The sequence below is a fragment of the Bradyrhizobium sp. 6(2017) genome (genome assembly GCF_011058295.2).
Classification (GTDB): Bacteria; Pseudomonadota; Alphaproteobacteria; order Rhizobiales; family Xanthobacteraceae; genus Bradyrhizobium; species Bradyrhizobium septentrionale.
In genome coordinates this window covers 9,233,471-9,259,611 of the sequence record NZ_CP049289.2, presented here as the reverse complement: position 1 = coordinate 9,259,611, position 26,141 = coordinate 9,233,471, and the positions used below count along the sequence as shown (strand labels likewise).

General features: G+C 65.7%; 22 protein-coding genes. 6 read left to right on the top strand and 16 right to left on the bottom strand.

Going from position 1 to position 26,141, the window contains the following annotated elements; all coding sequences use genetic code 11:
• Positions 1 to 2: 2 nt before the first annotated feature.
• Both G6P99_RS44005 and G6P99_RS44000 read left to right on the top strand, forming a co-directional pair.
• Positions 3 to 389, top strand: coding sequence for a DUF983 domain-containing protein (locus tag G6P99_RS44005; RefSeq protein WP_029077792.1), 387 nt, complete (start codon positions 3 to 5; stop codon positions 387 to 389).
• Complete coding sequence (locus G6P99_RS44000) at positions 386 to 1,147, top strand: SURF1 family protein (protein ID WP_029077791.1); 762 nt, start codon at positions 386 to 388, stop codon at positions 1,145 to 1,147. Before G6P99_RS44005 ends, G6P99_RS44000 begins: the two co-directional genes overlap by 4 nt.
• 72 nt (positions 1,148 to 1,219) lie before the next feature.
• Here G6P99_RS44000 and G6P99_RS43995 read toward each other — a convergent pair whose 3' ends face one another.
• Positions 1,220 to 2,812, bottom strand: coding sequence for a DHA2 family efflux MFS transporter permease subunit (locus G6P99_RS43995; protein WP_205751462.1), 1,593 nt, complete (start codon positions 2,810 to 2,812; stop codon positions 1,220 to 1,222).
• Positions 2,812 to 4,095 carry an HlyD family secretion protein gene (locus tag G6P99_RS43990; protein WP_084518233.1) on the bottom strand — a complete coding sequence of 428 codons (1,284 nt, stop codon included), beginning with the start codon at positions 4,093 to 4,095 and terminating at the stop codon, positions 2,812 to 2,814. Before G6P99_RS43990 ends, G6P99_RS43995 begins: the two co-directional genes overlap by 1 nt.
• Positions 4,096 to 4,299: 204 nt before the next feature.
• Here G6P99_RS43990 and G6P99_RS43985 point away from each other — a divergent pair, with 204 nt between their 5' ends.
• On the top strand, positions 4,300 to 5,010 hold the full coding sequence (locus G6P99_RS43985; RefSeq protein WP_051345940.1) for a TetR/AcrR family transcriptional regulator: 711 nt from the start codon (positions 4,300 to 4,302) through the stop codon (positions 5,008 to 5,010).
• On the opposite strand, the gene G6P99_RS43980 is transcribed toward G6P99_RS43985, so the two are convergent.
• The 3 genes from G6P99_RS43980 to G6P99_RS43970 are packed head-to-tail and all read right to left on the bottom strand — an operon-like array spanning position 5,005 to position 9,913.
• Positions 5,005 to 8,124, bottom strand: coding sequence for an efflux RND transporter permease subunit (locus G6P99_RS43980; RefSeq protein WP_029077787.1), 3,120 nt, complete (start codon positions 8,122 to 8,124; stop codon positions 5,005 to 5,007). The two genes, G6P99_RS43985 and G6P99_RS43980, sit on opposite strands and share 6 nt — an antisense overlap.
• Positions 8,121 to 9,320, bottom strand: a complete 1,200-nt coding sequence (locus G6P99_RS43975; RefSeq protein ID WP_245284485.1) for an efflux RND transporter periplasmic adaptor subunit — start codon at positions 9,318 to 9,320, stop codon at positions 8,121 to 8,123. The genes G6P99_RS43980 and G6P99_RS43975 overlap by 4 nt, the downstream gene beginning before the upstream one ends.
• Positions 9,317 to 9,913: a hypothetical protein gene (locus G6P99_RS43970; RefSeq protein ID WP_245284484.1), complete on the bottom strand. Its 597-nt coding sequence runs from the start codon at positions 9,911 to 9,913 to the stop codon at positions 9,317 to 9,319. Before G6P99_RS43970 ends, G6P99_RS43975 begins: the two co-directional genes overlap by 4 nt.
• Positions 9,914 to 9,993: 80 nt before the next feature.
• On the opposite strand from G6P99_RS43970, the gene G6P99_RS43965 reads away from it, so the two are divergent.
• Positions 9,994 to 10,893 carry a LysR family transcriptional regulator gene (locus tag G6P99_RS43965; RefSeq protein WP_029077785.1) on the top strand — a complete coding sequence of 300 codons (900 nt, stop codon included), beginning with the start codon at positions 9,994 to 9,996 and terminating at the stop codon, positions 10,891 to 10,893.
• 34 nt (positions 10,894 to 10,927) lie between these two features.
• On the opposite strand, the gene G6P99_RS43960 is transcribed toward G6P99_RS43965, so the two are convergent.
• The 6 genes from G6P99_RS43960 to G6P99_RS43935 form a co-directional block, all read right to left on the bottom strand.
• The gene (locus tag G6P99_RS43960; protein WP_029077784.1) at positions 10,928 to 11,644 is read right to left on the bottom strand and encodes a dihydrofolate reductase family protein; all 717 of its coding nucleotides are present in this window, start codon (positions 11,642 to 11,644) and stop codon (positions 10,928 to 10,930) included.
• Positions 11,645 to 11,800: 156 nt separating this feature from the next.
• A complete protein-coding gene (locus tag G6P99_RS43955; RefSeq protein WP_029077783.1) occupies positions 11,801 to 12,397 on the bottom strand; it encodes a superoxide dismutase in 597 nt (198 codons plus the stop codon).
• A gap of 199 nt (positions 12,398 to 12,596) precedes the next feature.
• Positions 12,597 to 12,932, bottom strand: a complete 336-nt coding sequence (locus G6P99_RS43950; RefSeq protein WP_029077782.1) for a hypothetical protein — start codon at positions 12,930 to 12,932, stop codon at positions 12,597 to 12,599.
• A 43-nt stretch (positions 12,933 to 12,975) separates the two neighbouring features.
• On the bottom strand, positions 12,976 to 13,209 hold the full coding sequence (locus G6P99_RS43945) for a hypothetical protein (protein WP_029077781.1): 234 nt from the start codon (positions 13,207 to 13,209) through the stop codon (positions 12,976 to 12,978).
• 58 nt (positions 13,210 to 13,267) lie between these two features.
• Positions 13,268 to 14,656, bottom strand: a complete 1,389-nt coding sequence (chrA, locus tag G6P99_RS43940; RefSeq protein ID WP_029077780.1) for a chromate efflux transporter — start codon at positions 14,654 to 14,656, stop codon at positions 13,268 to 13,270.
• The gene (locus tag G6P99_RS43935) at positions 14,653 to 15,471 is read right to left on the bottom strand and encodes a chromate resistance protein ChrB domain-containing protein (protein WP_029077779.1); all 819 of its coding nucleotides are present in this window, start codon (positions 15,469 to 15,471) and stop codon (positions 14,653 to 14,655) included. Before G6P99_RS43935 ends, chrA begins: the two co-directional genes overlap by 4 nt.
• A gap of 342 nt (positions 15,472 to 15,813) precedes the next feature.
• Between G6P99_RS43935 and G6P99_RS43930 the strand changes: the two genes are divergently transcribed.
• Positions 15,814 to 16,902 carry a Cj0069 family protein gene (locus G6P99_RS43930; protein ID WP_029077778.1) on the top strand — a complete coding sequence of 363 codons (1,089 nt, stop codon included), beginning with the start codon at positions 15,814 to 15,816 and terminating at the stop codon, positions 16,900 to 16,902.
• 352 nt (positions 16,903 to 17,254) lie between these two features.
• On the opposite strand, the gene maiA is transcribed toward G6P99_RS43930, so the two are convergent.
• From maiA to metF, 3 genes are all read right to left on the bottom strand, one after another.
• Positions 17,255 to 17,914, bottom strand: coding sequence for a maleylacetoacetate isomerase (gene maiA, locus G6P99_RS43925; protein ID WP_029077777.1), 660 nt, complete (start codon positions 17,912 to 17,914; stop codon positions 17,255 to 17,257).
• 166 nt (positions 17,915 to 18,080) lie between these two features.
• On the bottom strand, positions 18,081 to 21,932 hold the full coding sequence (gene metH / locus G6P99_RS43920) for a methionine synthase (RefSeq protein WP_165126513.1): 3,852 nt from the start codon (positions 21,930 to 21,932) through the stop codon (positions 18,081 to 18,083).
• A gap of 3 nt (positions 21,933 to 21,935) precedes the next feature.
• Positions 21,936 to 22,850 (bottom strand): methylenetetrahydrofolate reductase [NAD(P)H], encoded by a 915-nt coding sequence (metF, locus tag G6P99_RS43915; RefSeq protein ID WP_029077775.1) that lies wholly within the window; start codon positions 22,848 to 22,850, stop codon positions 21,936 to 21,938.
• A 389-nt stretch (positions 22,851 to 23,239) separates the two neighbouring features.
• Here metF and G6P99_RS43910 point away from each other — a divergent pair, with 389 nt between their 5' ends.
• Positions 23,240 to 24,259 (top strand): LLM class flavin-dependent oxidoreductase, encoded by a 1,020-nt coding sequence (locus tag G6P99_RS43910; RefSeq protein ID WP_165126510.1) that lies wholly within the window; start codon positions 23,240 to 23,242, stop codon positions 24,257 to 24,259.
• 187 nt (positions 24,260 to 24,446) lie between these two features.
• Here G6P99_RS43910 and G6P99_RS43905 read toward each other — a convergent pair whose 3' ends face one another.
• Positions 24,447 to 25,307, bottom strand: coding sequence for a prephenate dehydratase (locus tag G6P99_RS43905; protein WP_029077773.1), 861 nt, complete (start codon positions 25,305 to 25,307; stop codon positions 24,447 to 24,449).
• A 33-nt stretch (positions 25,308 to 25,340) separates the two neighbouring features.
• The gene (locus tag G6P99_RS43900) at positions 25,341 to 26,081 is read right to left on the bottom strand and encodes a 3-deoxy-manno-octulosonate cytidylyltransferase (protein ID WP_029077772.1); all 741 of its coding nucleotides are present in this window, start codon (positions 26,079 to 26,081) and stop codon (positions 25,341 to 25,343) included.
• Positions 26,082 to 26,141 lie beyond the last annotated feature (60 nt).

The window sequence follows — 26,141 nt, the reverse complement described above, 5'->3', positions numbered from 1 at the left end:
CGATGACGGATACCCCGCCCACTGTGACCGAGAGCGCGATCCGCGGCATTGCCTGCCGCTGTCCGCGCTGCGGCAAGGGCAAGCTCTATTCCGGCTTCCTGACGCTGGCGCCGCGCTGCCAGGCCTGCGGCCTCGACTTCGCCTTCATCGATGCCGGTGACGGGCCGGCGATCTTCGTCATCATGCTGGCCGGCGCCATCGTGGTCGCGGCGGCGCTGATCGTCGAGGTGAAGTACCAGCCGCCGTTCTGGGTGCATGCCGCGCTGTGGCTGCCGCTGATCGTGGTGACCACGATCCTGCCGCTGCGTTCGATGAAGGCGCTGCTGATCGCGCTGCAATTCCACCACAAGGCCGCCGAAGGCCAATTGATCGAGCGCGACCCGCAATGAATGACAAGACGACGCACCGGCCGAGCGCGGCCGGCTTCGGCATTTTCACGTTGATCCTGATCGCGGTGTGCATCGCGCTTGGCGTCTGGCAATTGCAGCGCAGGGTCGAGAAGCATGCGCTGATCGCAGCGCTCGACGTGCGGCTCGCCGCTCCGACCGAGGCGCTGCCGCCGCCGTCGGCGTGGCCCACGCTGACTTCGGCGAGGGACGAATTCCGCCGCGTCACCCTGACCGTGACCTACGCGAAACAGCCTGACGCGATGGTGTTCAGCTCGGGCTCCGCGGTGCGCGACGACATCAGCGGGCCCGGCACCTGGGCGTTCCTGCCGGCTAAGCTCGCCAGCGGCGAGACCGTCGTGGTCAACGCCGGCTTCGTCCAGAACACGATGCAGGACCGCGCTTTCGAGGATCGTGTCGCCGGCCGCCTCGCCACCGGCGCGCCGGTCGAACTCACCGGCTACATCCGCTTTCCGGAGCCGCCGGGCCGGCTGACGCCGAAGGAAGATCCGACAAAGCGGCTATGGTTCGTGCGCGATCACCGCGCGATGGCGCAGGCGCTCGGCTGGGGTGAGGTCGCACCGTTCTACATCGACCTCGAGGCGCCGGTGCCGGAGAGCGGCACGCCGAAGCCCGGGCCGCTCAAGGTGCGGCTCAAGGACGACCACATGCAGTACGCCATCACCTGGTTCTCGCTCGCCGCCGCGGTCACGATCGCCTTCGGCCTGTGGTGGCGCGGCCAGCGGCGCAGGGCGGGTTGAGGGAAGGCGCCAACTGAGAGCGCGCCGCCGGAAGGGCGACGCGCTTTCGAAAATTTCCTTTCGCGGCGAGGCTCAATGGCCGACAGGGGCGGGGCCGCCGAGCTTGACCTTGCGCAAGGTCAGCGCCAACGGGATGGCCGAGAGCGAGATCAGCATCAGCACCCAGAACGCGTCCATGTAGGACAGGAACGAGGCCTGGGTCTGCACCTGCTGGCCGATCCACTGGATCGCCTGTTGGTGCGCCTGCGCCAGCGAATTGCCCTGGGCGACGAAGAAGTCGGTGACCTGGTGCAGCGTGTCCTGATATTGCGGGCTTGACGGCGTCACCTGCTCGACCAGCCGGCTCTGGTGGAACTGCTGGCGATGCGTCAGCACGTTGGACACGATCGAGACGCCGATCGAGCCGCCGGTGTTGCGCGCCGCGTTGATCAGCGCGGAGGCCTGGTCGGTCTTGTCAGGCGGGATGCCGTCATAGGACGCCGCCATGATTGGCACGAAGATCAGCGGCAGGCCGACGCCGATCAGCATGCGCGAGCGCGCCATGAACCAGAAGCCGAGATCGCCATAGACGTTGGTCATGCTGTACATCGAGGCGGCGATCACCAGCGCGCCGAGCACGATCAAATATTTCGGCTGCACCTTGGCGGCGAGGCGGCCGACCACAAACATCATCGCCATGGTGACGAGGCCGCCGGGCGAGAGCACGAGGCCGGCCCAGGTCGCGGTGTAGCCGAAATCCTGCTGCACCAGCTGCGGCAAAAATTGCGTGGTCGCAAGCAGGATGGCGCCGGTCGCCAGCATCACCAGGAAGCAGGCGCCGAACTGCCGGGTCGCGACCATCCTGAGGTCGATCATCGGATTGCGCCGGGTCATCTCCCACGGGATCATCAGCACGAACGCCGCGCCGCAGATCACCGCTGATGTGACGATGAAGGACGAGGCGAACCAGTCGTCCTCGAGGCCGCGGTCGAGCATCACCTCGAGCGCGCCGAGGAAGGTCGCGACTAGCGCGAAGCCGATGACATCGAAACCGGCCTCCTGCCGTTGCGGCTTGGCCTTCTTTGCAGGCTCCTGCAGCACTGCCGCGATCAGGATGGTCGCAAACGCGCCGACCGGGGCGTTGATCAGAAAACACCAGTGCCAGGACAGATTGTCGGACAGCCAGCCCCCGAGCGTCGGCCCGACCACCGGCGCCACCACCACGGCGATGCCGAACACCGCAAACGCTTGTCCGCGCTTGGCCGGCGGAAACGCATCCGCGAGGATCGACTGCGCCACCGGCACCATGCCGCCACCGCCGAGGCCTTGCAGGATGCGGAACAGCAGCAGCGCGTTGAGGCTCGAGGCGAAGCCGCACAGGATCGAAGAGACCGTGAAGATGCCGAGGCAGATCAGGAAGAACCGCTTGCGCCCCAGCATTCGGGCGAGAAAGCTGGACGCGGTCAGGATGATGGCGTTGGAAACCAGATAGGAGGTGACCACCCAGGAGGCTTCGTCCTCGCTCACCCCCATGCCGCCGGCGATATAGGGCAGCGCGACGTTGGCGATGGTGCTGTCGAGCACCTCCATGAAGCTCGCGAGCGCAACCACGATGGCGATCAGCCAGGGATTGATGCTGACGGCTGGAGCCGGCATGGCTTTGGCGTCGATCGCTGCGGCACTCATCACAGCCTCCCGAGATTCAGCTTCTCAAGACGCTCGAGCAGCGACGGCGCGGCGTCGATCCGCACCGTCGGTACCACCGACATGCCCGGCCCGAGCGCGACGTCGGTCGGCGGATTGTCCATCACGATCTTGACCGGCACGCGCTGCACGATCTTGACGTAGTTGCCGGTGGCGTTCTGCGCCGGCAGCAACGAGAACGCGGTGCCGGAGCCGGGCTGCACGCTCTCGACATGGCCATTGATCGTGCGTCCGGGATAGGCGTCGATCTTCAGCGTCACCTTCTTGCCAGGGCGCATCTTGTTAAGCTGGATCTCCTTGAAGTTCGCGGTGACCCAGGTCTGGTCGGGCACGAACATGGTCAGGTTGGTGCCGGCCTGCGCGAACTGGCCGACCGCAGCCGAGAGGTTGACGACGCGGCCCGGCTGCGCGGCGGTCACGGTCGTGTAGGACAGATTGAGTTGCGCCTGGTCGCGCTGCGCCTCGGCCTGGGCGAGATTGGCGACCGCGCTCTTGCGCTGCGCCTTCAGCGACTCGACCTGGCGCTGCGCGAGATTGAGCGTCGCCTGCGCGCTCAGCAGCGCGGCCTGCTGCTGATGCAGTTGCGAGGTGTACTGCTCGGAATTCTGCACCGTGCCGTAGCCGGTCTGCTCCAGATGCTGGAAGCGCGTTGCCTGCTGCTGGGCGAACACCAGCGCCGCGTGCGCCTGGTCCACCTGGGCCTGGTTGGCGGCGATCTGCGCCTGCTGCACATCGAGCTGCGCATCGACATTCTCGATGCTGGCCTGCGCGGCCGCGACCTGGGCCTCGGCCTGCGCCAGCGCGACGAGATAGTCGCGGTCGTCGAGGCGGGCGATCACGTCGCCGGCTGTGACATGCTGGTTGTCGGTGACCGGAACGGCGGTGATGTAGCCGGAGACTTTTGGTGCGAGGGCGGACTGCCGCGCCGCGATGAAGGCGTCGTCGGTGGATTCGAAATGGTCTGTGTAATCCATATAGAGGGTGCCACCGCCGACCGCGGCGGCGAGCAGCACGGCGCCGATCGCGGAGACGACCGGACGGCGGCGCAGGAAACCGCGCCGCGGCGCCTTGCCGGTAACCTCCGGTGGGACTGTTTGCGGTGGCGCGGGCTGCTTGCCGGCTGGACGCTCCGGCGCGGGAGCCTTCGCGGTGATCTCCGGCTGGTCGGATTTGGCATCGGCTTCGTGCGGGGCCGGCACCGGGGGCGAGCCCTCGATGCCCGGATGCCCCTCCTGGTCGCGCTCCAAAACAGTGTCTTCGAACATGATGGCGGCTCCTGCTGTCCGGCGAGGTCCGTTCGGGCCTGCATAAAGGAACGAAACAGTTTCGTTTCTATGCGGCAAGTAGTCCGGTGGCAGCGCGGCGTCAATAGAAACGGAACTGTACCGTTCTATTTACAACCAGATGTGATAGGGCTATATCATCTGTTGTTGCCGGCGCGACCGGCCAACGGCACCCGGGTAGAGGCGATGACCACCAGCACCTTGAAGAAGCCGCGGGCTCCCAAGGCGAGTCCGGTCGAGGTGCGTGCCGGCCGGCCGCCAAAGGAGCTGGCCGGCGAGGTCGACGGGCGCATCCTGAATGCGGCGCGCAAGGTTTTTCTGCAGCGCGGGTTCGAGGGCGCGAGCATCGACGAGATCGCCGAGGCCGCGCGCTCCGGCAAGCGCACGATCTATGCACGCTTCCGCGACAAGCGCGCGCTGTTTACCGAGGTGGTGACGCGGGACATCCTGTCGCGGATCGCCGAGTTCAAGGCGGATGCGCCGGTCGGCGCGACGGTCGAGGAGCGTCTCACCAGCGTTGCCTCGACCCTGCTGCATTGGGGCCTTGACGCCGATCGGATCGGACTGATGCGGCTCGCCATCGCGGAGGCGCATCGCTTTCCGGATCTTGCTGCCACCGTCAACCGCAGGGCGCGCGCGCTCGCCACCGAGCTCGGCGTTCACCTGCTGCGCGACCTGACGCAATCCGATGAACTCGGCAAGTTGCCCGCCTTCGCCCCGGAGCAACTGCCGACAACGGCGCGCCTGTTCCTGGACATCATCGCGGTGCCGATGCTGCTTCGGGCGCTGTTCGAGGTGGACCTGAAAGTGCTCGACCCCGAGATCGATGATCATGTTGCACGCGGCGTCGCGTTCTTCGTCGCCGCATGCAGGACCGGCTGGGGAGCGCCTCTATGACGCTGCCTCGGACCGGCGAGATGCGGCCTGCCGCGCGCCTCCGCGCAGGCCGCCCAGCCATCGCCTGATGTCGTCGAGATAGATGTAGACGACCGGCGTCGTGAACAGCGTCATCAGCTGCGAGACGATCAACCCGCCGACGATCGCAAAGCCGAGCGGCTGGCGCAGCTCGGACCCCGTTCCGGTGCCGATCATCAGCGGCACGCCGCCGAGCATGGCGCACATCGTCGTCATCAGGATCGGGCGGAAGCGCGCCTTGCAGGCCAGATAGACCGACCGCTCGGCAGAGAGGTGCTGGTGGCGTTCCGCCTCCAGCGCGAAGTCGATCAGCATGATGCCGTTCTTCTTCACGATGCCGATCAGGAGGATGATGCCGATCAGCCCGATCACGTCGAGGCCGAAGCCGAAGGCCCATAGCGCAAGCAGCGCGCCGAGGCCGGCGGAGGGAAGGGTGGAGAGGATCGTGACCGGATGGATGGTGCTTTCATAGAGCATGCCGAGGATCAGATAGACCGCAACGATCGCCGCGACGATCAGCACCGGCGTGCTGGCGAGTGCCGCCTGGAACGCCTGCGCATTGCCCTGGAAGCTGGTGGCAACGGTCGAGGGCATGTGCATCTCGGCGGTCGCCTTCTGGATCGCGGCGACCGCCGTTCCCACCGCCGCGCCGGGCGCGAGGTTGAAGCTCAGCGTCACCGACGGGAACTGGCTCTGATGGTTCACGGCGAGCGGCGCGGTGCCGTAGTCGATGCTCGCGATCTGGCTGAGCGGCACCATCGATCCGGTGGACGAGCGGATATAGATGCGGTTCAGCGCATAGGGGCCGAGCTGGAACGACGGATCGACCTCGAGGATCACGTAATAGGTGTTAAGCGCCGTGAACAGCTGCGCGACATGGCGCTGGCCAAAGGAATCATAGAGCGTGTTGTCCACCGCCGCCGGATCGATGCCGAGGCGGGCGGCGGCGTCGCGGTCGATCTCGAGCTTGAGCTGGCGCGCGGCATTAGCCTGGTCGGTGGCGACGTCAGCGAGCTCCGGCAGCGTCTTCAGCGTCTGATACAGCTTGCCGGCCCACAGATTGAGCTCGTCCTGGTTCACATCGGTGAGCGTGTACTGATATTGCGTCTTGGACAGGCGGCTGGCGAGATTGATGTCCTGCGTAGCCTGCAGGAACACCGACATTCCCTTGATCTTCTGCAGCGCGGTGTCGAGCTGCCGGATCACCTGGTCCGCGGAAGCGGAGCGCTCCGCTTTTGGCTTCAGCAGCACGAACAGGCGGCCATTGTTCTCGGTCACCGTTGGGCCGCCCGGGCCGATATAGCCGGTCGCATTGGCGACCCCGGGGTTCTTTGCGATGATGTCGATGGCGCTGCGCTGCAAGGCCGCCATCTGCGCCGGCGAGACGTCCGCCGATGCTTCCGTGATTCCGGTGATCATGCCGGTGTCCTGCTGGGGAAAGAAGCCCTTGGGGATGGCAACGAACAGCAGGCCGGTCACCACGATGCTGGCCAGCATGATGGACAGCGTCGTGGCCTTGAAGCGCAACGCCACGGCGAGCAGCCGCTCGTAGCCGGTCTCGATCGCGACGAAGCCGCGCTCGAGCGCGCGCGACACCCGCCCGGCATCGGCGCCAGGGTTCGGCGACAGCAGATAGGCGCACATCATCGGCGTCAGGGTCACCGAGACGACGACCGACACCAGGATGGCGACGCAGACCGTTACGGCGAATTCCTGGAACATGCGGCCGATCACGCCGCCCATCAGCAGGAGCGGAATGAACACCGCGACCAGCGAGACCGAGATCGAGATGATGGTGAAGGCGATCTCTTTTGCGCCCTTCAGCGTCGCCTGCATCGGCGAGAGACCCTCCTCGATGTGCCGCGAGATGTTCTCGATCATCACGATGGCGTCGTCGACGACGAAGCCGACCGCGATCGACAGGCCCATCAGCGACAGATTATCGAGGCTGTAGTTGAGCAGATACATCACGCCGAAGGTGCCGATCAGCGAGATCGGCACCGAGACCGCGGGAATGACGGTCGCCCACAGATTGCGCAGGAACAGGAAGATCACGCCGACCACCAGCGCGATGGTCAACAGCAGGGTGAACTGCACGTCGGCGACGCTGGCGCGGATGGTCTGGGTGCGGTCGGACGCGATCTGGACCTTGATGTCGGACGGCAGGCCCGAGACCAGCTGCGGCAGCAGCTTCTTGATGCCGTCCACCGTGCTGATCACGTTGGCGCCGGGCTGGCGCTGGATCGCGAGGATGACGGCGGGCTTGTCGTTGTACCAGCCGTGCAGCGTGACGTCTTCCGCGGCGACGATGGCCTGGCCGACGTCGCGCAGGCGCACCGGCGCGCCGTTGCGATAGGCGATGATCAGATCGTCATACTTGCTCGCGACCAGCACCTGGTCGTTGGTGGCAAGCGTGTAGGCCTGCTGATTGCCGTAGAGCACGCCCTTGGGCTGGTTCACGGTGATGTTGCCGAGCGTGGTGCGCAATTGCTCGAGGTCGAGGCCTGCGGCGGCGAGCTTGGCCGGATTGACCTGCACGCGGATCGACGGCTTCTGCATGCCGCCGATCGTGACCAGCGCGACGCCGGGCACCTGCGACAATTTCTGGGCCAAAATGCTGTCGGCGTAATCGTCGACCTTGGTCAGCGGCTCGGTGTCCGACGTCAACGCGATCAGCAGCACCGGCACATCGGCCGGATTGACCTTGTGGAAGGTCGGCGGCGACGGCATTGTCTTGGGCAGTTGCCCGGCTGCGGCATTGATTGCGGTCTGCACGTCCTGCGCGGCCGAATCGACGCTGCGGTTCAGCGCGAATTGCAGCGTGATCTGGGTGTTGCCGAGCCCGCTGCTCGAGCTCATGCCGGTCAGGCCCGCGATCTGTCCGAACTGCCGCTCCAGCGGCGTCGCGACCGAGGAGGCCATGGTCTGCGGGTCGGCGCCAGGCAGTTGCGCGGTCACCTGGATGGTCGGGGTGTCCACCGTCGGCAGCGCCGAGACCGGCAGCCGCACAAAGGCGACCATGCCGACCAGCGTGATGGCGATGGCCAGGAAGGCGGTTGCGACCGGCCTGCGGATAAAGCCTTCGGAGATGTTCATGGCAGCATGCCTGCGCTGGCGGTGGTCGCGTTCTGGACCAGGTCCTTCTTGTCGTCGGGCACGATCTCGGCGGTCGCGCCTGGACTGAGCCGGTACTGGCCGGCGGTGACGACGGTCTCGCCTGCCGCGAGGCCCTGCTCGATCAGGCTCTGCCCGTCACGCGACTGACCGGTGGTGAGGCTGCGCGTGCTCACGACATTGTCCGCAGCGACCACATAGGCGAACGCGCCGTTCGGGCCCTGCAGCACTGCGGTCAGCGGCACGGTGAGCGCGTTGTGGCTGATCGCGACGGTCAGATGGACGTTGACGAAGGTGCCGGGCCACAGCGTCTTGCCGGCGTTCGGGAACGACGCCTTCAGCCGCACAGTGCCGGTCGAGCTGTCGACCTGGTTGTCGATCAGGATCAGGCTGCCGTGGTCGAGCTTCCGCGTGTTCCTGGCATCGTAAGCGTCGACCGACACGATCCCGGACGCGAGCGCCTGCTGCACGCGCGGGATGTCGGCGGACGGCAGCGTGAAGATCACCGCGATCGGCTGCAGCTGGGTCAGGACCACGAGCCCGTTGAGATCGGACGGCTGCACGATGTTGCCGGGATCGATGCGGCGGATTCCGGTGACGCCGTCGAACGGCGCGGTGATGGTGGTGAAGCTCAGCTGGGTTTGCGCGGCTTCCAGCGCCGCCTTGTCGAGCGCGACCGTGCCCTCGCCCTGCGCGACCTGCGAATTCTGGGTATCGAGCAGCTGCTGGGTGGCAAAGCCGCGGTCGGCGAGCGGCTGGGTTCGCGAAACATTGGTCCTGGCGTTCTTCAGGGCGGCCTCGTCGCGGGCCAGCGCGGCCTCGGCCTGATCGACCTGGGCCTCATAGACCCGCGGGTCGATCTTGGCGAGCACGTCGCCGCGCTTCACCTGCTTGCCTTCGACGAAGTCGACGCTGTCGAGCGTGCCCTGCACCTGGGTGCGGATGGTCGCGGTGTTAATCGGCGTCACCGTGCCGAGCCCTTCGAGCACGATCGGCACGTCGTGCTGCCGGACCTTGGACGCAGTCACCGGAACGGCCGGCGTGGCGGCCTTGGCCTGTGCTGTGGCGGGCACGTGATCTGTGCGGCCGTCGCGCAGGTGCACGAGATACGCACCGGCGCCGATTGCGGCGGCAATCGCCAGACAAGCGCTGGTGATCATGAGGGCCTTCGGTGTCATGGGTCGCCAACTCCATCAATTGTCCGGCGGCCGATCGTTGCGACCAGCTCGAGGACGAAGGTTTCAGTGACGCTCGCTGCCGCGCCGGCACCGCGGCCGGCCGTCAGGTCGAGCGTGATGATGCGTGCGTCGAGATCGGCTGAGCGCAGCGCGCCAATGAGATTGCCGCGCAGCGTCTCATCGCCTTCGCGACGGATGACAAGCCGCATCGCAGTGACCGTGGGCACGATGGGAAACGGCAGTGCGCCGCAGGGGACGTCGATCGCGACGATGCCGCCGCACGGCAATTCGCCCCGCAGCGCCAGTTCGAGCATGCTGCGCGCGACCGGCCCTTCGCCGAGCAGGATCAGCTGCCGCGGCGTCATGCCGGAGCGGGCGAGGGCGGCCGCAACGCCGCTCAGGACGTCGGCGTAGCCCGGTTCGCCCAGTGCGATCGGCAGCCATGTCGCAAGCGGCGTCAGCGCCCGCCAGCGCGCGAAGGTCTCGGGGATGGCGACGGCCGTTGCATCCGGTGTGACGAGGACACCGACCAGCACGCTCGCCGCGGTGCGAACCGACCTTGCTGGAACCGCGCTGTGCAGGCTCTGGAACATGCCCGGAAGCTGGGCCTCGCCGCGATATTATTCAAATGAATTGTCTTTATCCACTAATTCATATCGTGCATGATGGGTATATGCGGCTGCGCAATCTCGACCTCAATTTGCTCCTGGTGTTCGACGCGGTGATGCGCGAACGCAGCGTGATACGCGCAGCCAACGCGCTTGCGATCAGCCAGCCGGCGGTCAGCCACGCGCTGAACCGGCTGCGCCACGCGCTCAAGGACGGACTGTTCGTCCGCACGCCATCCGGCATGCTGCCGACGCCGCGGGCGGAGGCGCTGGCGCTGCCGATCCGCAAGGCGCTCAACGAGCTGCAGCTCGCGGTCGAGGGCGATCAGTTCGATCCGGCGCAGGCCAACCGGCGCTTCACCATCGCGGTGAACAATTATGCCGCGGTGGTCGCGGTCGGCCTGATCCTCGCGGCTGCGCGGGCGCAGGCGCCGAAGGTGCGGCTGACGCTGCTGCCGAGCGGCACCTTGAACCTTGCCGACCGGCTCGACCGCGGCGAGCTCGATCTCGCGATCTCTGCGCGCGCCCTCGAGAACGAGCGCTTTGCCTCGCAGCTCTTGATCGAGGATCGCTTCGTCGCGGTGCTGAGGGCCGGGCATCCGTCCCTGCGCAAGAAGCTGACCGCCGAGCTGCTGGCCGGACTGCCTCATCTTGCGATCACCTCAAGCGGCGAGAATCTGGACTTCGTCGACGCCTGGCTGCAGGCCCGCAAGGCCGAGCGGACCATTGCCGCAGACATCCCCTATCTGTCCGCCGGCGCGGTCCTGGTGCAATCGAATATGGTCGCGATCCTGGGGCGGAAGCTCGCGCTCGAATTCCGCCGCGCCTATCCGATCGAGATGCGCGAATTGCCGTTCGACGCACCGAAGCTGCAGAGCGTCATGAGCTGGCACCGCCGCTTCGACGATCTGCCGGCGCACCGCTGGCTGCGAGACACCATCATCGCCGCCACCGCCGGCATTTGACATCCGCCTCGTCGCGCTTGCGGCAGGCCGGCGCTCAACCCGGCACGCGCTCCACCGCATGCCGCAGCCAGACCATGCCGCCCTCCAGCGTCTCGCAATGGGTGAGCCGCAGCGATTGCCCGGCGCCGGGGCGGTCGCCTTCGGGGCCGTGATAGTCGACGATGCTTTGCGATCCGGCGACGCCGTCGACCGCCGGATGGATCAGCGTGCTGAACTCGTCGATCAGCCCGTGCTTGAGGAAGGCGCCGTTGATCCCGCCGCCGCCTTCGAGCAGCAGCGTTTTGGCGCCGAACAGCGACGCAAGCTGCGCCATCGCGCTCGCCAGGTCATCGCCCTTTGCGCCGGCAAAGAGATAGGACGCGCCGTCCTCGTGCAGCTCGGCGAGATGGGCATCGGAGACCTGCTCGCCGAGTACCGCGACGGCGTGATCGCCGCCGACATTGTCCTTGCCGAAATGCACGCGGCCCGCCGGATCGATGCCGATCGCGAGCTTGCGGCCATTGCGATTGCCGAGATGCGGTTCGCGCGGCACTTTCGGTGCATTGGCGATGTGCCGCTCCGATCCCTTGGCCATCTCGTTCATGGTGACGCGGCCGATGATCCATCCGTCGGCGTTGAATTCGTCATGGATCCGTTCGTAATGGGAGCGCAGCACGTCGGCCGGGATGCCGGCGGCGGGTTTGGTGAAGCGGCTGGGATGAAGCCGGCCGTCGATCGACGTGCCCATGTGGCAGATGATGTGGGGTCGCATAGGCTAACTCTTCGGTGGAGCGGCGCAGTGACTGCGCCGGGGGAGGGGCAACCTCTGATCTAGAGTGGCCGAAGCACATTCTCAATGCCGATAACGCGGCAGTGTTTGGTCACATGCCCGCCGAATGGAACCAGCCGCGCCGCTCCACGTCTCTCCTCACGTCTCCTTCGCGTATTGCTCGTAAAGCCTGGCTGCATTGTCCCAGCGAATGGCCTCCATGTAGATGTCGACATAGCGGGCCGCGGCGGCGCCGAAGTCCATGTGATAGGCGTGCTCATACATATCGAGCACCAGGACCGGACGACCGCCGGCAAGCGTCGTCGTATGATCCGCGGCCCATTGATTGACCAGCCGCTTGTCGCGGGGCGAGTAGGCGAGGATCACCCAACCCGAACCGCCACCTTCCGCCTTGCCCATCGCGGCGAATTCGGTGCGCCAGCGCTCCATGCTGCCGAAGTCGCGCGTGATCGCCTCGGCGAGCGCTCCGCCCGGCTTGCCCGCGCCGCCGAGCCCGTCGAAATAGACTTCATGCAGGATCATCGAGTTCGCTGCGATCAACTCCTCGCGCTTCAGGCCGTTGATCACAAAGTTCGGCGCCTTGGCGAAGTCGAGTTCGGCAAGCTGCGTGCCGATGGCGTTGAGCCGCTTCACCGCGCCGACGTAATTGTTCTCGTAGTGACTGACGAGGATCTTCTCGGAGATGCCGCTGATCGACTTTGGATCGAACGACATCGGTTTTGCCTGATAGGACATGGCCCTGGCTCCTGTCTGCTGGTTGGTTTCGGCAGCGGCGCGGTTGCTACCCAGCACGACTGCCGATGCTGTGGCTACGCCGGCCGCGGTGATGAAGTTGCGGCGCTCTGTGTCGATGGTCATCGGCTCCTCCTGATGTTGAGCAATGCCGGTACGCTTGGATCAAAGGCGAAAAAGTTCGATGCGTCAGGCACGCGCGCTATTCCTTCGTGAGCCCGACGATGGTCCGAAATCCCGAGATATCCTGCACCGAGAATGTGACGGGATCGCCGAAGCGGACCGCGTTGAACAGCAGGCCATCCTGAACCTTGAACGGCTCTGTCCGGTCCAATGACAGACGTATCCTGATCGTATCGTTGCGTTCGTCGATGCTGTCGACGACGCCGCGCAGGGTCTGGGTCGACGGCGGATGGATGGCTGCCGCCTCGGCCGATGTGACGACGGCTTGCTGCTTTTCGCTGACGTCGGTTGGTGCCGCGAGAGCCATCGCAGGCCAAAGTATGACAGCACACAATGCCAAAGTTGATTTGGTCATGATCGTTCCTCGTTCGCTTCGATTTCGGTGTTTCGCCGAGGTCTCAGTTCTGCTCCTTGACCTGACCGCTGCTGTCGATCACGAGCCTCACGGGCTTGCCGTTCTTCATCGCTTTCGCCGTCAAGCCTTCGGCCGTCGATTTGACGTCGCTGATCTCGGCATAGCCGGCGGCCTGAAGTTTTGCGACGAGCTCGTCCTGCGTCAGGGCATGGGCTGGCATGGCGGCGCCCGCGATCGCGAGCGCAAGGATCAGGTGAGGGAGCTTTGCTTTCTGCATGTTTGTTCTCCCGGTTGTATTGTGCTGCCCCAGGTTCTTGTGATGCGTGCCGCTCACCTCAGATGATGCCCGCCAGGCGCAGCAGCACGCCCGCGCTGCAGGACGCGGCCAGGACCGTGAGCATCCCCACATTGAAGCGGAAGATCGCAATCGCAGCGGCCACCGACAGCGCCAGCGCCGGCCAGTCGATACTGCTTGGCACCGGCGCGTCGAACGACAGGCCGAGTCCGTGCACCGGGAAGGTCTGCCGGAACAGCGTGTGCAGCGCGAACCAGATCGAAAGATTGAGGATCACGCCGACCACGGCGGCGGTGATCGCCGAAAGCGCACCCGCCAGCACCTTGTTGCCGCGCAGCGCTTCGATGTAGGGCGCGCCGACGAAGATCCACAGGAAGCACGGCGTGAAGGTCACCCATGTCGCGAGCAGGCCGCCGAGCGTGGCGGCGAGCATCGGCGGCAGCCCGCTGGCCTCGCGGAACGCCGCCATGAAGCCCACGAACTGAACCACCATGATCAGCGGTCCGGGCGTGGTCTCGGCCATGCCGAGCCCGTCCAGCATCTCGCGCGGGCTGACCCAGTGGTAATATTCCGCGGCCTGCTGCGCGACATAGGCGAGCACGGCATAGGCGCCGCCGAACGTCACCATCGCCATCTTGCTGAAGAAGATCGCGATCTGGCTGAACACGTCGCCGGGCCCGAGCGCGATGAGCAGGGTGAACACCGGCACCAGCCAGAGCGCGAGCCAGACCGCGCCGACCCGCAGCGCGCGCGACGCGTTGGGACGGACGTGATCCGGAACCGCCTCGCCAAGCATGCTGTCGATCACGGCGGAATTCTTGCCGCCATGTTCGATCGCCGCAAATTCGCTGCGGCCCAGGCATGCCCCGATCAGCCCGACGCCGGCAGCGGCCAGGATGATCAGCGGAAACGGCACCGCGAAGAAGAAGATCGCGACAAAGGCCGTCGCCGCGAGCGCGATCATCACCCGGTTGCGCAGCGCGCGCTTGCCGACCCGCACCACAGCCTGGATGACAATGGCAAGCACCGCCGCCTTCAGGCCGAAGAACAGCGCCTCGACAAATCCGACATTGCCGTAAGCGGCATAGATATAGCTGAGGCCCATGATGGCGAAGATGCCGGGCAGGATGAACAGCCCACCTGCCACGATGCCCCCGAGCGTCCTGTGCAGCAGCCAGCCGATATAGGTCGCGAGCTGCTGCGCCTCCGGCCCCGGCAGCAGCATGCAGTAGTTGAGGGCGTGCAGGAAACGCCCCTCCGATATCCAGTTCTTTTCCTCGACCAGGATGCGGTGCATCACCGCGATCTGGCCGGCCGGTCCGCCAAAGCTCAGGATCGCGACGCGCATCCACACCAGCAGCGCCTCGTTGAACGAGATGCCGTGGGCGTACTCCTGACTCGCCTTCGGGTTCGCCGCGACGTCGGTCATGCCTTCACCTTGCTGGTCGGCCAGTTGTGCGTTTCCCTGGTCGCGTCGCGGCACCATCGATAGAAGGCGTCGTAGAGCAGCATGCCGGCGCTCAACTGCTCGAGGTCGTCGTCGAACATGCGCGACAGGCCGAGCGAGGCGGCGAGCAATCCGGGTGCCTCCGGGGATAGATCGAGCCGCGCGGTATCCGCCGCCCGCACCATGGTGGCGAGCCGCTCCAGCGCCGGCGTCGCGAGACCGAATTCCTTGACCATGACGTCGAAGGTGCAGAGGTCGCCGCGATGGCTCCAGAACACGTTCTCGATGTCGAAAGGCGTGGCCCCGAAGCGCTCGGCGACAGCGTCGACCTCCGCTGATGCGACGAACAGGAACACGGCCGCGGGATCGACAAAGCGGCGTATCAGCCACGGACAGGCGATGCGGTCGATCTTCGGCCGTGATCGCGTCACCCAGACGGTGCGGCCGCGCCCGTCGCGTTTCGGAATCCTGTCGGCGGGAACGGTGGGAAGTTCCGCCGCTTTCCAGCCGAGATGGCCGCCCTCGAGAACCTCGGCAGCAATGTTGCCGCATCGCAGCCAGGCGGCGGTGCCTTCGCTGAGCTTCTGCCCCTTCTGGCAGATGACCACCACCGACTGGCCGGAAAGGCGGGGAGCCCAGTCCTGGACGTCGAGGTGGGAGTGCCTGATGGCGCCCGGGATCAGCTGTGGATCGGCGGTGAAATCCTCATCGACGCGAACGTCGACCAGCACCGGGGCCTTGGCCGTGCCGATAAGACGAGACAGTTTCTCTGATGAGATCGATGTGTATGACGACATGGTGCGTCCTTGGTGAACAGGACGCGATTCTTGGGCATGTCGCCTCGCGGGGAGATCGCACATCCCCGTGGCTGCAATAAAAGACGAATGTCCGTTGCTGTCAACGGTCTTGGCGAAGCGGAATCATCAACGATTGAAACGGATCACCAAAAGTTCACTGTCTATGACAGGAACGGTGTCGGTGCTGAATCTCGCTCTCAACCGCTCAGCAGGATTGGTTCCACTTCCATCTTGAAACCTGGGCAAGGTCGTCTAGATTCCTGCCTACGGGGAAAAGGCAGACTCCCCGTGAGACCTCGGTCCAAGCTCTGCGCGACACCCAACCCGTCGTGGAGCGTTGATATGGACACCGAACAGCACACACCTCGTCGTTCCAGAATAGCGATCCTGTGGCGTGGCGATGCCGCGGCGCGGCAGGACGCGACGGCGCACAACAACCGTTTCGTCCGCGCCTTCGAAGCGCTCGAAGCCTCCGGCATCGAGGCTTGTCCCGTCGTCTATGACGAAACTTTCGCCGATGCCGTCCGCGACCAATTGCTGACGATGGACGGCGTTCTCGTCTGGGTCGATCCGATCCATCAGGGAAAGACGCGCGCGGCGCTCGATCCGCTGCTGCGCGAGGTCGCGGCGAAACATCCGATGAGAGGTCCGATGAGACATCCATGGGTCAGCGCGCATCCGGACGTCATCCTCAAGATGGGCGTCAAGGAGGTGCTCTACCGCACCCGTCATCTCGGCTGGGGCGCTGACACGCATCGCTACGCCACCGCCGACGCTTTCCGCGCCGAATTCCCGTCGCGCCTGCGCACGGGTGGTCCACGCGTGCTCAAGCAGAACCGCGGCAATGGTGGGCAGGGCGTCTGGAAGGTGGAAGCGTTGCCGAATGCGGACGCGACCGTTCGCGTGCTCCACGCGCTGCGCGGCAGCCAGCCCGAGGAGATGCCGCTTGACGCCTTCATCGCGCATTGCGAGCCGTATTTCGGATGGGGCGGCTGCATCATCGATCAGGCTTTCCAGCCGCGGCTGCCCGAGGGCATGATCCGTTGCTATGTCAGCGGATCGAAGGTCGCGGGCTTCGGGCACCAGCTGATCAGGGCCTTGATCCCGCCGCCTCCGGAAGGCCCTGACGCACCCGAGGCGCAACCCGGACCGCGCATCATGCATGGTCCCGATGCCCCGCAATTTAGGACGTTGCGACGGCTGATGGAGGACGACTGGATCCCGCAGTTGATGGCGACGCTGGTGATCGATGAGGCGTCGCTGCCGGTGATCTGGGATGCGGACTTCCTCTATGGTCCGCGCGATGCCGATGGCGCCGACACCTACGTGCTCTGCGAGATCAACGCGAGCTCGTGCTTCGCGATCCCCGACGAGGCGCCGGCCGCGATCGCGCGAACGGTCAGCGAGCGCATTGGTCGGAGCGTGAGGTGAGCGCGCGTCTCGGGCTCCCTTCCCCACGCAACCGGGGTGTACCGATCGGCACCCGGCTTTCCCTGCGCCCTCTGCAAGAGCAAGGGCGGAAAGAAGAGCAAAGCTCGGACGATTCATGTCGCGAGAACGCGGAGGTTTGACTCACAACCCGCGCCGCATATTCAGTGTCGTCCCGGCGCAGGCCGGGACCCATAACCACAAATGGTTATTGTTGCGTGACGTTGGAACGACGAGTCCCATCCACAACACCCGCTGCGGCGTATGGGTCCCGGCCTTCGCCGGGACGACGGCGGGGCGAGGATCGTGCACATTTGCGCCTCTACCTATGCTTCGCGGCGCTTCCACTCGCCCACTACTTCGCCCGCATCGCCTCGGGCGTGTCCGACTGCGCGGACGGATGCGCGCTGGCGAATGCCGGCAGCGCCATTGCGGTCTCGTGGATGCGCTTCACGGTCGGCCAGGGCGACAGGCTGATCTGCTGGTTGATCGCCGCGGTGACGTGACCGACCAGGCAGATGTCGGCGAGGCCCGGCGCATCGCCGTGGCAGAACTGGCCGGTTGCCTTGTGGCCGGCGAGGTGGCCCTCGAGCGCCGCCAGCGTCTCGACCGTCCAGTGCCGTCGCCAGGCATTCTGCTGGCTGTCGCGCAAATCGAGCTCGCGGTCGAGATAGCGGCGCACCCGCGGCGTCAGCAGCGGATGGCCCTCGCAGGCGACGATCAGCGCCAGACCGCGCACCCGGGCGCGGCCGAGCGGATCGGAAGGAAGCAGCGGCGGGCTTGGGTAGGTCTCGTCGAGATAGTCGATGATCGCGAGCGACTGGAATAGCACCGTGCCGTCGTCCGTCACCAGTGCCGGCAGCGCCATCTGCGGATTGATCTTGCGATAGGCATCGGCGCGATGCGCGTCCGCATCGATGTCGACGAGCACGATTTCGGCCGGCACGCCCTTCAGATTGAGCGCGATCCGGACCCGAAAGCTCGCCAGCGACCGCCAGAAGGAGAAGAATTGCATGGAGTATACTCCGCGTTTCTTCCCCTCTCCCCTTGTGGGAGAGGGTGGACGCGATGCGAAGCATCGCGGACGGGTGAGGGGTCTGTCTCCGCGGATGGAGACCCCTCATCCGTCGCGGACTGCGTCCGCGCCACCTTCTCCCACAAGGGGAGAAGGGAAGGAAGAGCTACCCCGCGCCGACCTTCTTCTTCCGCCAGGCGAGGTGCACCGCGCAGGTGCAGCCCTGCGGATGCGAGGCCAGCTCCTCGTCATTGGCGGGCGTCGCGGCGGGCGCGATCGCCTGTCCCTTCGCGTCCTGCGACGGGATGTAGTTGAGCACCGGCGCGAGCCAGCGCTCGACCTCGGCGACCGTCATGGCCTTGCGCGCGGCATAGTCCTCGACCTGGTCGCGCTCGATCTTGCCGACGCCGAAATAGAAGCTGTCGGGATGCGAGAAATACAGGCCCGAGACCGACGAGCCCGGCCACATCGCAAAGCTCTCGGTCAACTTCACGCCGGCGGTGGTCTCGGCATGGAGCAGCGCGAACAACGTCCGCTTCTCGGTGTGGTCGGGCTGCGCCGGATAGCCCGGCGCGGGGCGGATACCGTCGTATTTCTCGAGGATCAATTCGTCCGGCGACGAGCTCTCGTCGGGCGCATAGCCCCAGAACTCCTTGCGCACGCGCTGGTGCATGCGCTCGGCGAAGGCTTCGGCCAGCCGATCGGCCAGCGCCTTGCACAGGATCGAGGAGTAGTCGTCATTGGCGTTCTTGAAGCGGTCGGCGACTGCATCCTCGCCGATGCCCGCGGTGACCACGAAGCCGCCGATATAGTCGGCTACGCCAGTGTCCTTCGGCGCGACGAAGTCGGACAGCGCGGCATTGAAGCGGCCCTCGCGCTTCTCGAGCTGCTGGCGCAGCGTATGGAAGGTCGCGATCTTCTCGGCTCGGCTCTCGTCGGCATAGACCTCGACGTCGTCGCCGACGGCATTCGCGGGCCAGAAGCCGATGGTGGCGCGCGCGGTGAACCACTTCTCCGCGATGATGCGGTCGAGCATCGTGCGCGCATCATCATAGAGCGAGCGGGCGACCTCACCGACCTTGGGGTCGTCGAGGATCGCCGGGAAGCGGCCGGTCAATTCCCAGGTCTGGAAGAATGGCGTCCAGTCGATGTACTGGGCGAGCTCCGCGAGGTCGTAGGCATCAAAACTCTTCAGCCCGAAGAACGTCGGCTTCCTCGGCGGCGCCGCGGCGAAATCGATCGCGACCTTGTTGGCGCGGGCAGCAGGAAGCTTCAGCCGCTTCTTGTCGGCCTGGGCGCGGAAATGCGCCGTCGAGATCTTGGCGTATTCGGCGCGCACCTCGGCGGCATAGGCCTGCTTCTTCTCGGCCGACAACAGCGAGGAGGCAACGCCGACGGCGCGGCTCGCGTCGTTGACATGCACGACCGGGCCGCCCGGATAGTTCGGGTCGATCTTCACAGCGGTATGCACCCGGCTCGTGGTGGCGCCGCCGATCAGGAGCGGCAGATTCATGCCCTGCCGTTCCAGTTCGCCGGCGAGGAAGCTCATCTCGTCGAGCGAGGGCGTGATCAGGCCGGACAGGCCGATGATGTCGGCGCCCTCGGCCTTCGCCGTCTCGATGATCTTGTTGGCGGGCACCATGACGCCGAGGTCGATGACCTCGAAATTGTTGCACTGGAGCACAATGCCGACGATGTTCTTGCCGATGTCGTGGACGTCGCCCTTCACGGTCGCGAGCACGATCTTGCCCGCGGCGTTGCGGCCGCCGGTGATGCCGTTGGCGAGGTTGCGCGCCTTCTCCTCCTCCATGAACGGCATCAGATAGGCGACCGCCTGCTTCATCACGCGCGCCGACTTCACGACCTGCGGCAGGAACATCTTGCCGTCGCCGAACAGGTCGCCGACCACGTTCATGCCGGCCATCAGCGGGCCTTCGATCACGTCGAGCGGGCGGGTGGTGTTCTGGCGGGCGGCCTCGGTATCCGCCTCGATGAACTCGGTGATGCCGTGCACCAGGGCATGCGACAGCCGCTTCTCGACCGGCCATTCGCGCCAGGCGAGATCCTGCTCCTTGGTCTGCTTCTCCTTGCCGCGGAATTTCTCGGCAAGCGCCAGCAAGCGTTCGGAAGCACCCGGATCACGGTTGAGGATGACGTCCTCGCAGGTCTGGCGCAGCTCGGGGTCGATGTCGTCATAGACGATCATCTGCCCTGCATTGACGATGCCCATGTCCATGCCGGCATGGATCGCGTAATACAGGAACACCGAGTGCATCGCCTCGCGCACCGGCTCGTTGCCGCGGAACGAGAACGACAGGTTCGACACGCCGCCGGAGATGTGCGCACCGGGCAGGTTCTGGCGGATCCAGCGCGTCGCCTCGATGAAGTCGACGCCGTAATTGTTGTGTTCCTCGAGGCCGGTCGCGATCGCAAAAATATTCGGATCGAAGATGATGTCCTCGGGCGGGAAGTCGAGCCGGTTGACCAGGATGTCGTAGGCGCGCTTGCAGATCTCGGTCTTGCGCGCGAACGTGTCGGCCTGGCCGGTCTCGTCGAACGCCATCACCACCACGGCGGCACCGTGGCGTTTTGCAATCGTCGCCTCGTGCAGGAATTTCTCCTCGCCTTCCTTCATCGAGATCGAGTTCACGATCGGCTTGCCCTGGATGCACTTCAGGCCGGCCTCGATGACGTGGAATTTCGAGGAGTCGACCATCACGGGCACGCGCGCGATGTCGGGCTCGGCGGCGACGAGGTTGAGGAATGTCACCATCGCCGCTTCCGAATCGAGCAGGCCCTCGTCCATGTTGACGTCGATGACCTGGGCGCCGTTCTCGACCTGGTCGCGCGCGACCTGCAGCGCGGCGGTGTAGTCGCCCGCGGTGATCAGCTTGCGGAAGCGCGCCGAGCCGGTGACGTTGGTGCGCTCGCCGACGTTCACGAATGGGATCGCGTCGGTCAGCGTAAACGGCTCGAGGCCGGAGAGCTTCAGCCGCGGCTCGATGTCAGGCACGACGCGCGGCTTGTGCGGGGCGACAGCCCTGGCGATCGCGGCGATATGGTCGGGCGTGGTGCCGCAGCAGCCGCCGACGATGTTGACGAGGCCGGCGGCGGCGAACTCGCCGATTAGCCGCGCCATGTAGTCCGGCGTCTCGTCATATTGGCCGAACTCGTTGGGCAGGCCGGCGTTCGGATAGGCGCAAACCAGCGTGTTGGCGACGCGGCCGATGTCGGCGATGTGCGCGCGCAAATCCTCGGCGCCGAGCGCGCAGTTGAAGCCGATCGTCACGGGCCGGGCGTGCCGCACCGAGTGCCAGAACGCCTCCGGCAACTGCCCGGAGAGCAGGCGGCCGGACTTGTCGGTGATGGTGCCGGAAATCATCACGGGCACATCGATGCCGCGCTCCTCGATGATCTCGGAGATCGCATACAGCGCCGCCTTGGCGTTCAGCGTATCGAAGATGGTCTCGACCAGCAGCAGGTCGGCGCCGCCGTCGAGCAGGCCCTTGGCCTGTTCGCCGTAGGCCTTGCGCAAATCGTCGAAGGTGACCGCGCGATAGCCGGGATTGGAGACGTCAGGCGAGATCGAGGCGGTGCGGTTGGTCGGGCCAAGCGCGCCGGCCACAAAACGCGGCTTGCCGTCCTCGGCGCTCACCCGCTCCGCTGCGGTGCGCGCCAGCCGCGCGCCCTGCAGGTTCAGCTCATAGGCGAGGTCCGACATGTCGTAGTCGGCCTGCGCGATCGAGGTCGAGGAGAAGGTGTTGGTCGCGACGATGTCGGCACCGGCGCGCAGATAGGCGGCGTGGATGTCCGTGATCGCGTCAGGCTGGGTCAGGATCAGGAGATCATTGTTGCCCTTGATGTCGCGGTGGAAGTCCGCAAAGCGCGCACCGCGGAAGGCGGCTTCATCGAACTGCAGGCCCTGGATCATCGTGCCCATGGCGCCGTCGAGCACCAGGATGCGCTCGCGGGCAGAAGCGAGCAATGCGTTACGCTTGGGAGAAACGGGAACGGACATGTGTCAGGCAGCTTTCTGGGCACCGTTCGGCCGGATGCCGAGCAAATGGCTGATCGCGAACACGAGGTCCGCGCGGTTCATGGTGTAGAAGTGGAAGGTGTCGACGCCGTGCTTGAACAGCTTCTGCACCTGACCGGCGGCGACGGTGGCCGCGACCAGCTTGCGGGTCTCGGCGTCGTTGTCGAGGCCCTCGAACTTCTCGGCGAGCCAGTCCGGCACGCTGGTGCCGGCGCGGGTCACGAAATTGCGGCCCTGCTTGAAATTGTGCATCGGCATGATGCCCGGCACGATCGGAATCTCGATGCCGCGCGCCCGCACCCTGTCGACATAGCGGTGGTAGAGGTCGTTGTCGAAGAACACCTGGGTGATCGCGCGCGTCGCGCCGGCGTCGACCTTGGCCTTCAATGTGTCGATGTCGGCGTCGAAGTCAGCGGCTTCCGGATGCTTTTCGGGATAGGCGGACACCGAGATCTCGATGTCGGCGTGGCGCTTCTTGATGGCGGCGACGAGCTCGGCCGAGCTCTGGTAGCCGTCGGGATGGGTGAAGTAGGGCGTGCCGATGCCGCCGGGCGGATCGCCGCGCAGCGCCACGATGTGGCGGACGCCGACCTCATGGTAGCGGTCGACGATGTCGTCGATCTCGCCGCGCGAGGCGCTGACGCAGGTCAGATGTGCGGCCGGCAGCAGATCGGTCTCGCGCAGGATGCGACTGATGGTGGAATGGGTGCGCTCGCGGGTCGAGCCGCCGGCGCCGTAGGTGACCGAGACGAAGTTCGGCGTCAGCGGCGCCAGCCGGTTGATGGTCTCCCAGAGATTGCGCTCCATCTCCTCGGTCTTCGGCGGGAAGAACTCGAAGGAGATTTTCGGCGTCTTTGACGCACGATACCCGTTCGGCACGGAGGAAATCGTCTCGGTCATGATACGCAAGGGCTCCGCAACTGGAGGGCAGACGTCTGGCCTGGATATGATCTGCGCAAGATAGGCCAAATGGGTTGGATCAAACAGCCCATCGGATATGGGAAATTGCCCATTGGATACGCTGATGCGACAAAAATTGACCACATAAGGCGGATAATGGGCAGGCGTCTGTCCGACGTACTGAGCGATCAGTTTGTTGAATTATCTATATAAAATAGGGATCTTGCATTGATTTGGGGTCGAAATCAGTTGTGGGCAGTAAGCTGTGTCAATGAATCGTTTCATTTCGTCCCAAAATCCGTCGCGGCGAGTGCCGACCTTCGGGTGCGGGACTGCCCTGCGCGGCCGGGGCCTTTGTCGCCCCGTGGCGCCACACTAGGTTGACGGCCATGATTCCGCTCTCCGTCCTCGATCTGTCCGTCGTCACCACCGGTACCAAGCCAGCCGCTGCGCTCCGCAACAGCATCGACCTGGCGCGCCATGTCGATGGTCTCGGCTACACACGCTACTGGCTCGCCGAGCACCACAACCTCGCCTCCGTCGCGAGCCCGGCGCCCGATCTGATGATCGGGCAGATCGCGGCGGTGACGCAGCATATCCGCGTCGGCTCCGGCGGGGTGATGCTGCCCAACCATGCGCCGCTGGTGATCGCCGAGCGCTTCAAGATGCTGGAGGCGCTGTTTCCCGGCCGGATCGATCTCGGCCTCGGCCGCGCGCCCGGCACCGACGGCGCTACGGCCTACGCGCTGCGCAGCCGGCTCGATCGCCGCGAGGGCGACGATTTCCTCGAGCGGCTGCATGAGCTGACCTTGTGGGAGACGCGCGATTTCCCGGCCGGCCATCCCTACAACAATGTCGTGGCGATGCCGGATGATTCGCCGCTGCCGCCGATCTGGCTGCTGGGCTCGAGCGACTATTCCGCCGAGCTCGCCGCGCAGGTCGGGATGGGCTTTGCATTCGCGCATCATTTCGCAACCCATGACGCTGTTGCGGCGATGACGAATTACCGTGCGCATTTCAAGCCGTCGGGCTGGCGCGCCACGCCGCAATCGATCCTGGCGGTCGCGGTCGTCACGGCGGAGACCGACGCGGCAGCCGAGCAACTCGCGATGTCGATGGACCTCAACCGGCTGCGCCGCGACCGCGGCCAGTATCTGCCGCTGCCGAGCGTCGAGGAGGCGCAAGCCTATCCCTACACCGACGCCGAGCGTGCCTCGATCGCGCGCAACCGCGCCCGCTTGTTCGTCGGCAGCCCTGCAACCGTGATGACCAAGCTGCAGCCGCTGCTCGCGGCGAGCCAGGCGGACGAGCTGATGGTGATCACCGCGGTCTACGATCACGACGCGCGGAAGAAGTCCTACAGCCTGCTTGCCGAGGCGTTCGGGCTTACGAAAAAGGAAGCCGCGTAATGATCGTCGTCCCGGCCTAGTGCGCAATTGCGCACGGGGGCCGGGACCCATTACCACGAATCAAAGTTGCTACGCTTCGCTGGGGCCGCTATCCCTCCCACAACCCAAGCCGGTGGCTATGGGTCCCGGCCCCCGTGCGCAATTGCGCACTAGGCCGGGACGACGTATGGAGGACAGTGCGTGCGACTCAGTCCGCCTTCTCGCTGAAGGTGGCGCGGAACGGATGGCCGGGATAGACGCCGACGATGCGGAATTCGCGCGAGAAGAATTTCAATTCTTCCAGCGCAAAGGCGAGTCCGCGGTCGTCAGGATGGCCGTCGACGTCCGCGTAAAACTGCGTGGCAAAGAAATTGCCGTCGACCATGTAGCTCTCGAGCTTGGTCATGTTGACGCCGTTGGTGGCAAAGCCGCCCATCGCCTTGTAGAGCGCGGCCGGCAGGTTGCGCACCCGGAACACAAAAGTGGTGACCAGCGGCCCCGAGCCCTGCGCCGCCCATCTGGCCTCGCGCGCCAGCACCACGAAGCGGGTGGTGTTGTGGGCCTCGTCCTCGATGTCCTCAGAGAGAATGTCGAGGCCATAGATCTCGGCGGCGAGGCGGGAGGCGATCGCCGCAACGCTCTTGTCGCCGCGCTCGGAGATATCGCGGGCGCTGCCGGCGGTATCGCCGGCGACGATCGGCCGGATGCCGAGCTTGCGGATGATGCGCCGGCACTGGCCGAGCGCATGGACATGGCTCTCCACGCTCTTGATGTCGGCGAGCTTGGTGCCCTTGACCGCCATCAGCTGGTGGCGGACCGGCAAAAACCATTCGCCGACGATGAACAGGCCCGAGGCGGGCAAGAGATGGTGGATGTCGGCGACGCGGCCGGCGACCGAGTTCTCGATCGGGATCATGCCGAGATCGGCCTCGCCCGAGGCGATCGCGGCCAGCGCGTCCTCGAAGGTCGCGCAGGGCATCGGCTCGGCGTCGGGATAGGCCTCGACGATCGCGATATGGGAATTGGCGCCAGGCTCGCCCTGGAATGCGATTTTCAGCTTCTTGGTCATGGGTTCTTTCCTGCGGCGCCTTTTAGCACCCGGTCAGGCTTTGGAAAGTATTCTGCGGGCGGTTTCGAGATCGGCCGGGGTGTCGACGCCGCGCGGGACGGTGTCGACGATGGTGATGTCGATCCGCATCCCGGCCTCCAGCGCGCGCAGCTGCTCGAGCTTCTCCTGCTGCTCCAGCGGCGAGGGCGGCAGCGCCACGAAGCGCTGCAAAGCGGCCCGGCGGTAGGCGTAGAGGCCGATATGATGGTAGCGCGGTCCGTCGCCATGGGGCGCCGTGGCGCGGGTAAAATACAGCGCGCGCAAACGATTTGCCCCGATCGGCGAGCCCACCGCCTTGACGACGCTGGGGGCCCGATCCTCCTCCTCGGTATGGATGCGCGAGGCCAGGGTCGAGATTTCGACCGCGGGATCGTCGAGCGCCGGCATCACGCTGCGGATGGTCTCAGAGGTGATGGTCGGAAAATCGCCCTGCAGATTGACCACGATCTCGGCACGGCCGTCCGGGTCGAGGGTCGTCATTGCTTCATGAATCCGGTCCGAGCCGGAGGGATGGTCGGCGCGGGTCATCACGACCTCGCCGCCGGCAGCCTTCACCGCTTCAGCGATCTCGACCGCATCGGTGGCGACCGCGACCCGGCCGATCCCGGCCTCCTCGGCCCGCCGCAGCACGTGGACGATCATCGGCGCGCCCGCGATATCGAGCAGCGGCTTGCCGGGCAGTCGGGTGGCGGCCATGCGGGCCGGAATCAGCACCAGGGTGCGGGATTGGGTCATTCGTGTCGGGGCCCGTCCGGCCTGCGGAAATTGGCGGGGAGGAGGTTGAATTCGGCGCGT

Coding starts and splice junctions, on each gene's coding strand:
- G6P99_RS44005 (WP_029077792.1), top strand. CDS start 3: ATGACGGATACCCCGCCCACTGTGACCGAGAGCGCGATCCGCGGCATT.
- G6P99_RS44000 (WP_029077791.1), top strand. CDS start 386: ATGAATGACAAGACGACGCACCGGCCGAGCGCGGCCGGCTTCGGCATT.
- G6P99_RS43995 (WP_205751462.1), bottom strand. CDS start 2,812: ATGAGTGCCGCAGCGATCGACGCCAAAGCCATGCCGGCTCCAGCCGTC.
- G6P99_RS43990 (WP_084518233.1), bottom strand. CDS start 4,095: ATGTTCGAAGACACTGTTTTGGAGCGCGACCAGGAGGGGCATCCGGGC.
- G6P99_RS43985 (WP_051345940.1), top strand. CDS start 4,300: ATGACCACCAGCACCTTGAAGAAGCCGCGGGCTCCCAAGGCGAGTCCG.
- G6P99_RS43980 (WP_029077787.1), bottom strand. CDS start 8,124: ATGAACATCTCCGAAGGCTTTATCCGCAGGCCGGTCGCAACCGCCTTC.
- G6P99_RS43975 (WP_245284485.1), bottom strand. CDS start 9,320: ATGACACCGAAGGCCCTCATGATCACCAGCGCTTGTCTGGCGATTGCC.
- G6P99_RS43970 (WP_245284484.1), bottom strand. CDS start 9,913: ATGTTCCAGAGCCTGCACAGCGCGGTTCCAGCAAGGTCGGTTCGCACC.
- G6P99_RS43965 (WP_029077785.1), top strand. CDS start 9,994: ATGCGGCTGCGCAATCTCGACCTCAATTTGCTCCTGGTGTTCGACGCG.
- G6P99_RS43960 (WP_029077784.1), bottom strand. CDS start 11,644: ATGCGACCCCACATCATCTGCCACATGGGCACGTCGATCGACGGCCGG.
- G6P99_RS43955 (WP_029077783.1), bottom strand. CDS start 12,397: ATGTCCTATCAGGCAAAACCGATGTCGTTCGATCCAAAGTCGATCAGC.
- G6P99_RS43950 (WP_029077782.1), bottom strand. CDS start 12,932: ATGACCAAATCAACTTTGGCATTGTGTGCTGTCATACTTTGGCCTGCG.
- G6P99_RS43945 (WP_029077781.1), bottom strand. CDS start 13,209: ATGCAGAAAGCAAAGCTCCCTCACCTGATCCTTGCGCTCGCGATCGCG.
- chrA (WP_029077780.1), bottom strand. CDS start 14,656: ATGACCGACGTCGCGGCGAACCCGAAGGCGAGTCAGGAGTACGCCCAC.
- G6P99_RS43935 (WP_029077779.1), bottom strand. CDS start 15,471: ATGTCGTCATACACATCGATCTCATCAGAGAAACTGTCTCGTCTTATC.
- G6P99_RS43930 (WP_029077778.1), top strand. CDS start 15,814: ATGGACACCGAACAGCACACACCTCGTCGTTCCAGAATAGCGATCCTG.
- maiA (WP_029077777.1), bottom strand. CDS start 17,914: ATGCAATTCTTCTCCTTCTGGCGGTCGCTGGCGAGCTTTCGGGTCCGG.
- metH (WP_165126513.1), bottom strand. CDS start 21,932: ATGTCCGTTCCCGTTTCTCCCAAGCGTAACGCATTGCTCGCTTCTGCC.
- metF (WP_029077775.1), bottom strand. CDS start 22,850: ATGACCGAGACGATTTCCTCCGTGCCGAACGGGTATCGTGCGTCAAAG.
- G6P99_RS43910 (WP_165126510.1), top strand. CDS start 23,240: ATGATTCCGCTCTCCGTCCTCGATCTGTCCGTCGTCACCACCGGTACC.
- G6P99_RS43905 (WP_029077773.1), bottom strand. CDS start 25,307: ATGACCAAGAAGCTGAAAATCGCATTCCAGGGCGAGCCTGGCGCCAAT.
- G6P99_RS43900 (WP_029077772.1), bottom strand. CDS start 26,081: ATGACCCAATCCCGCACCCTGGTGCTGATTCCGGCCCGCATGGCCGCC.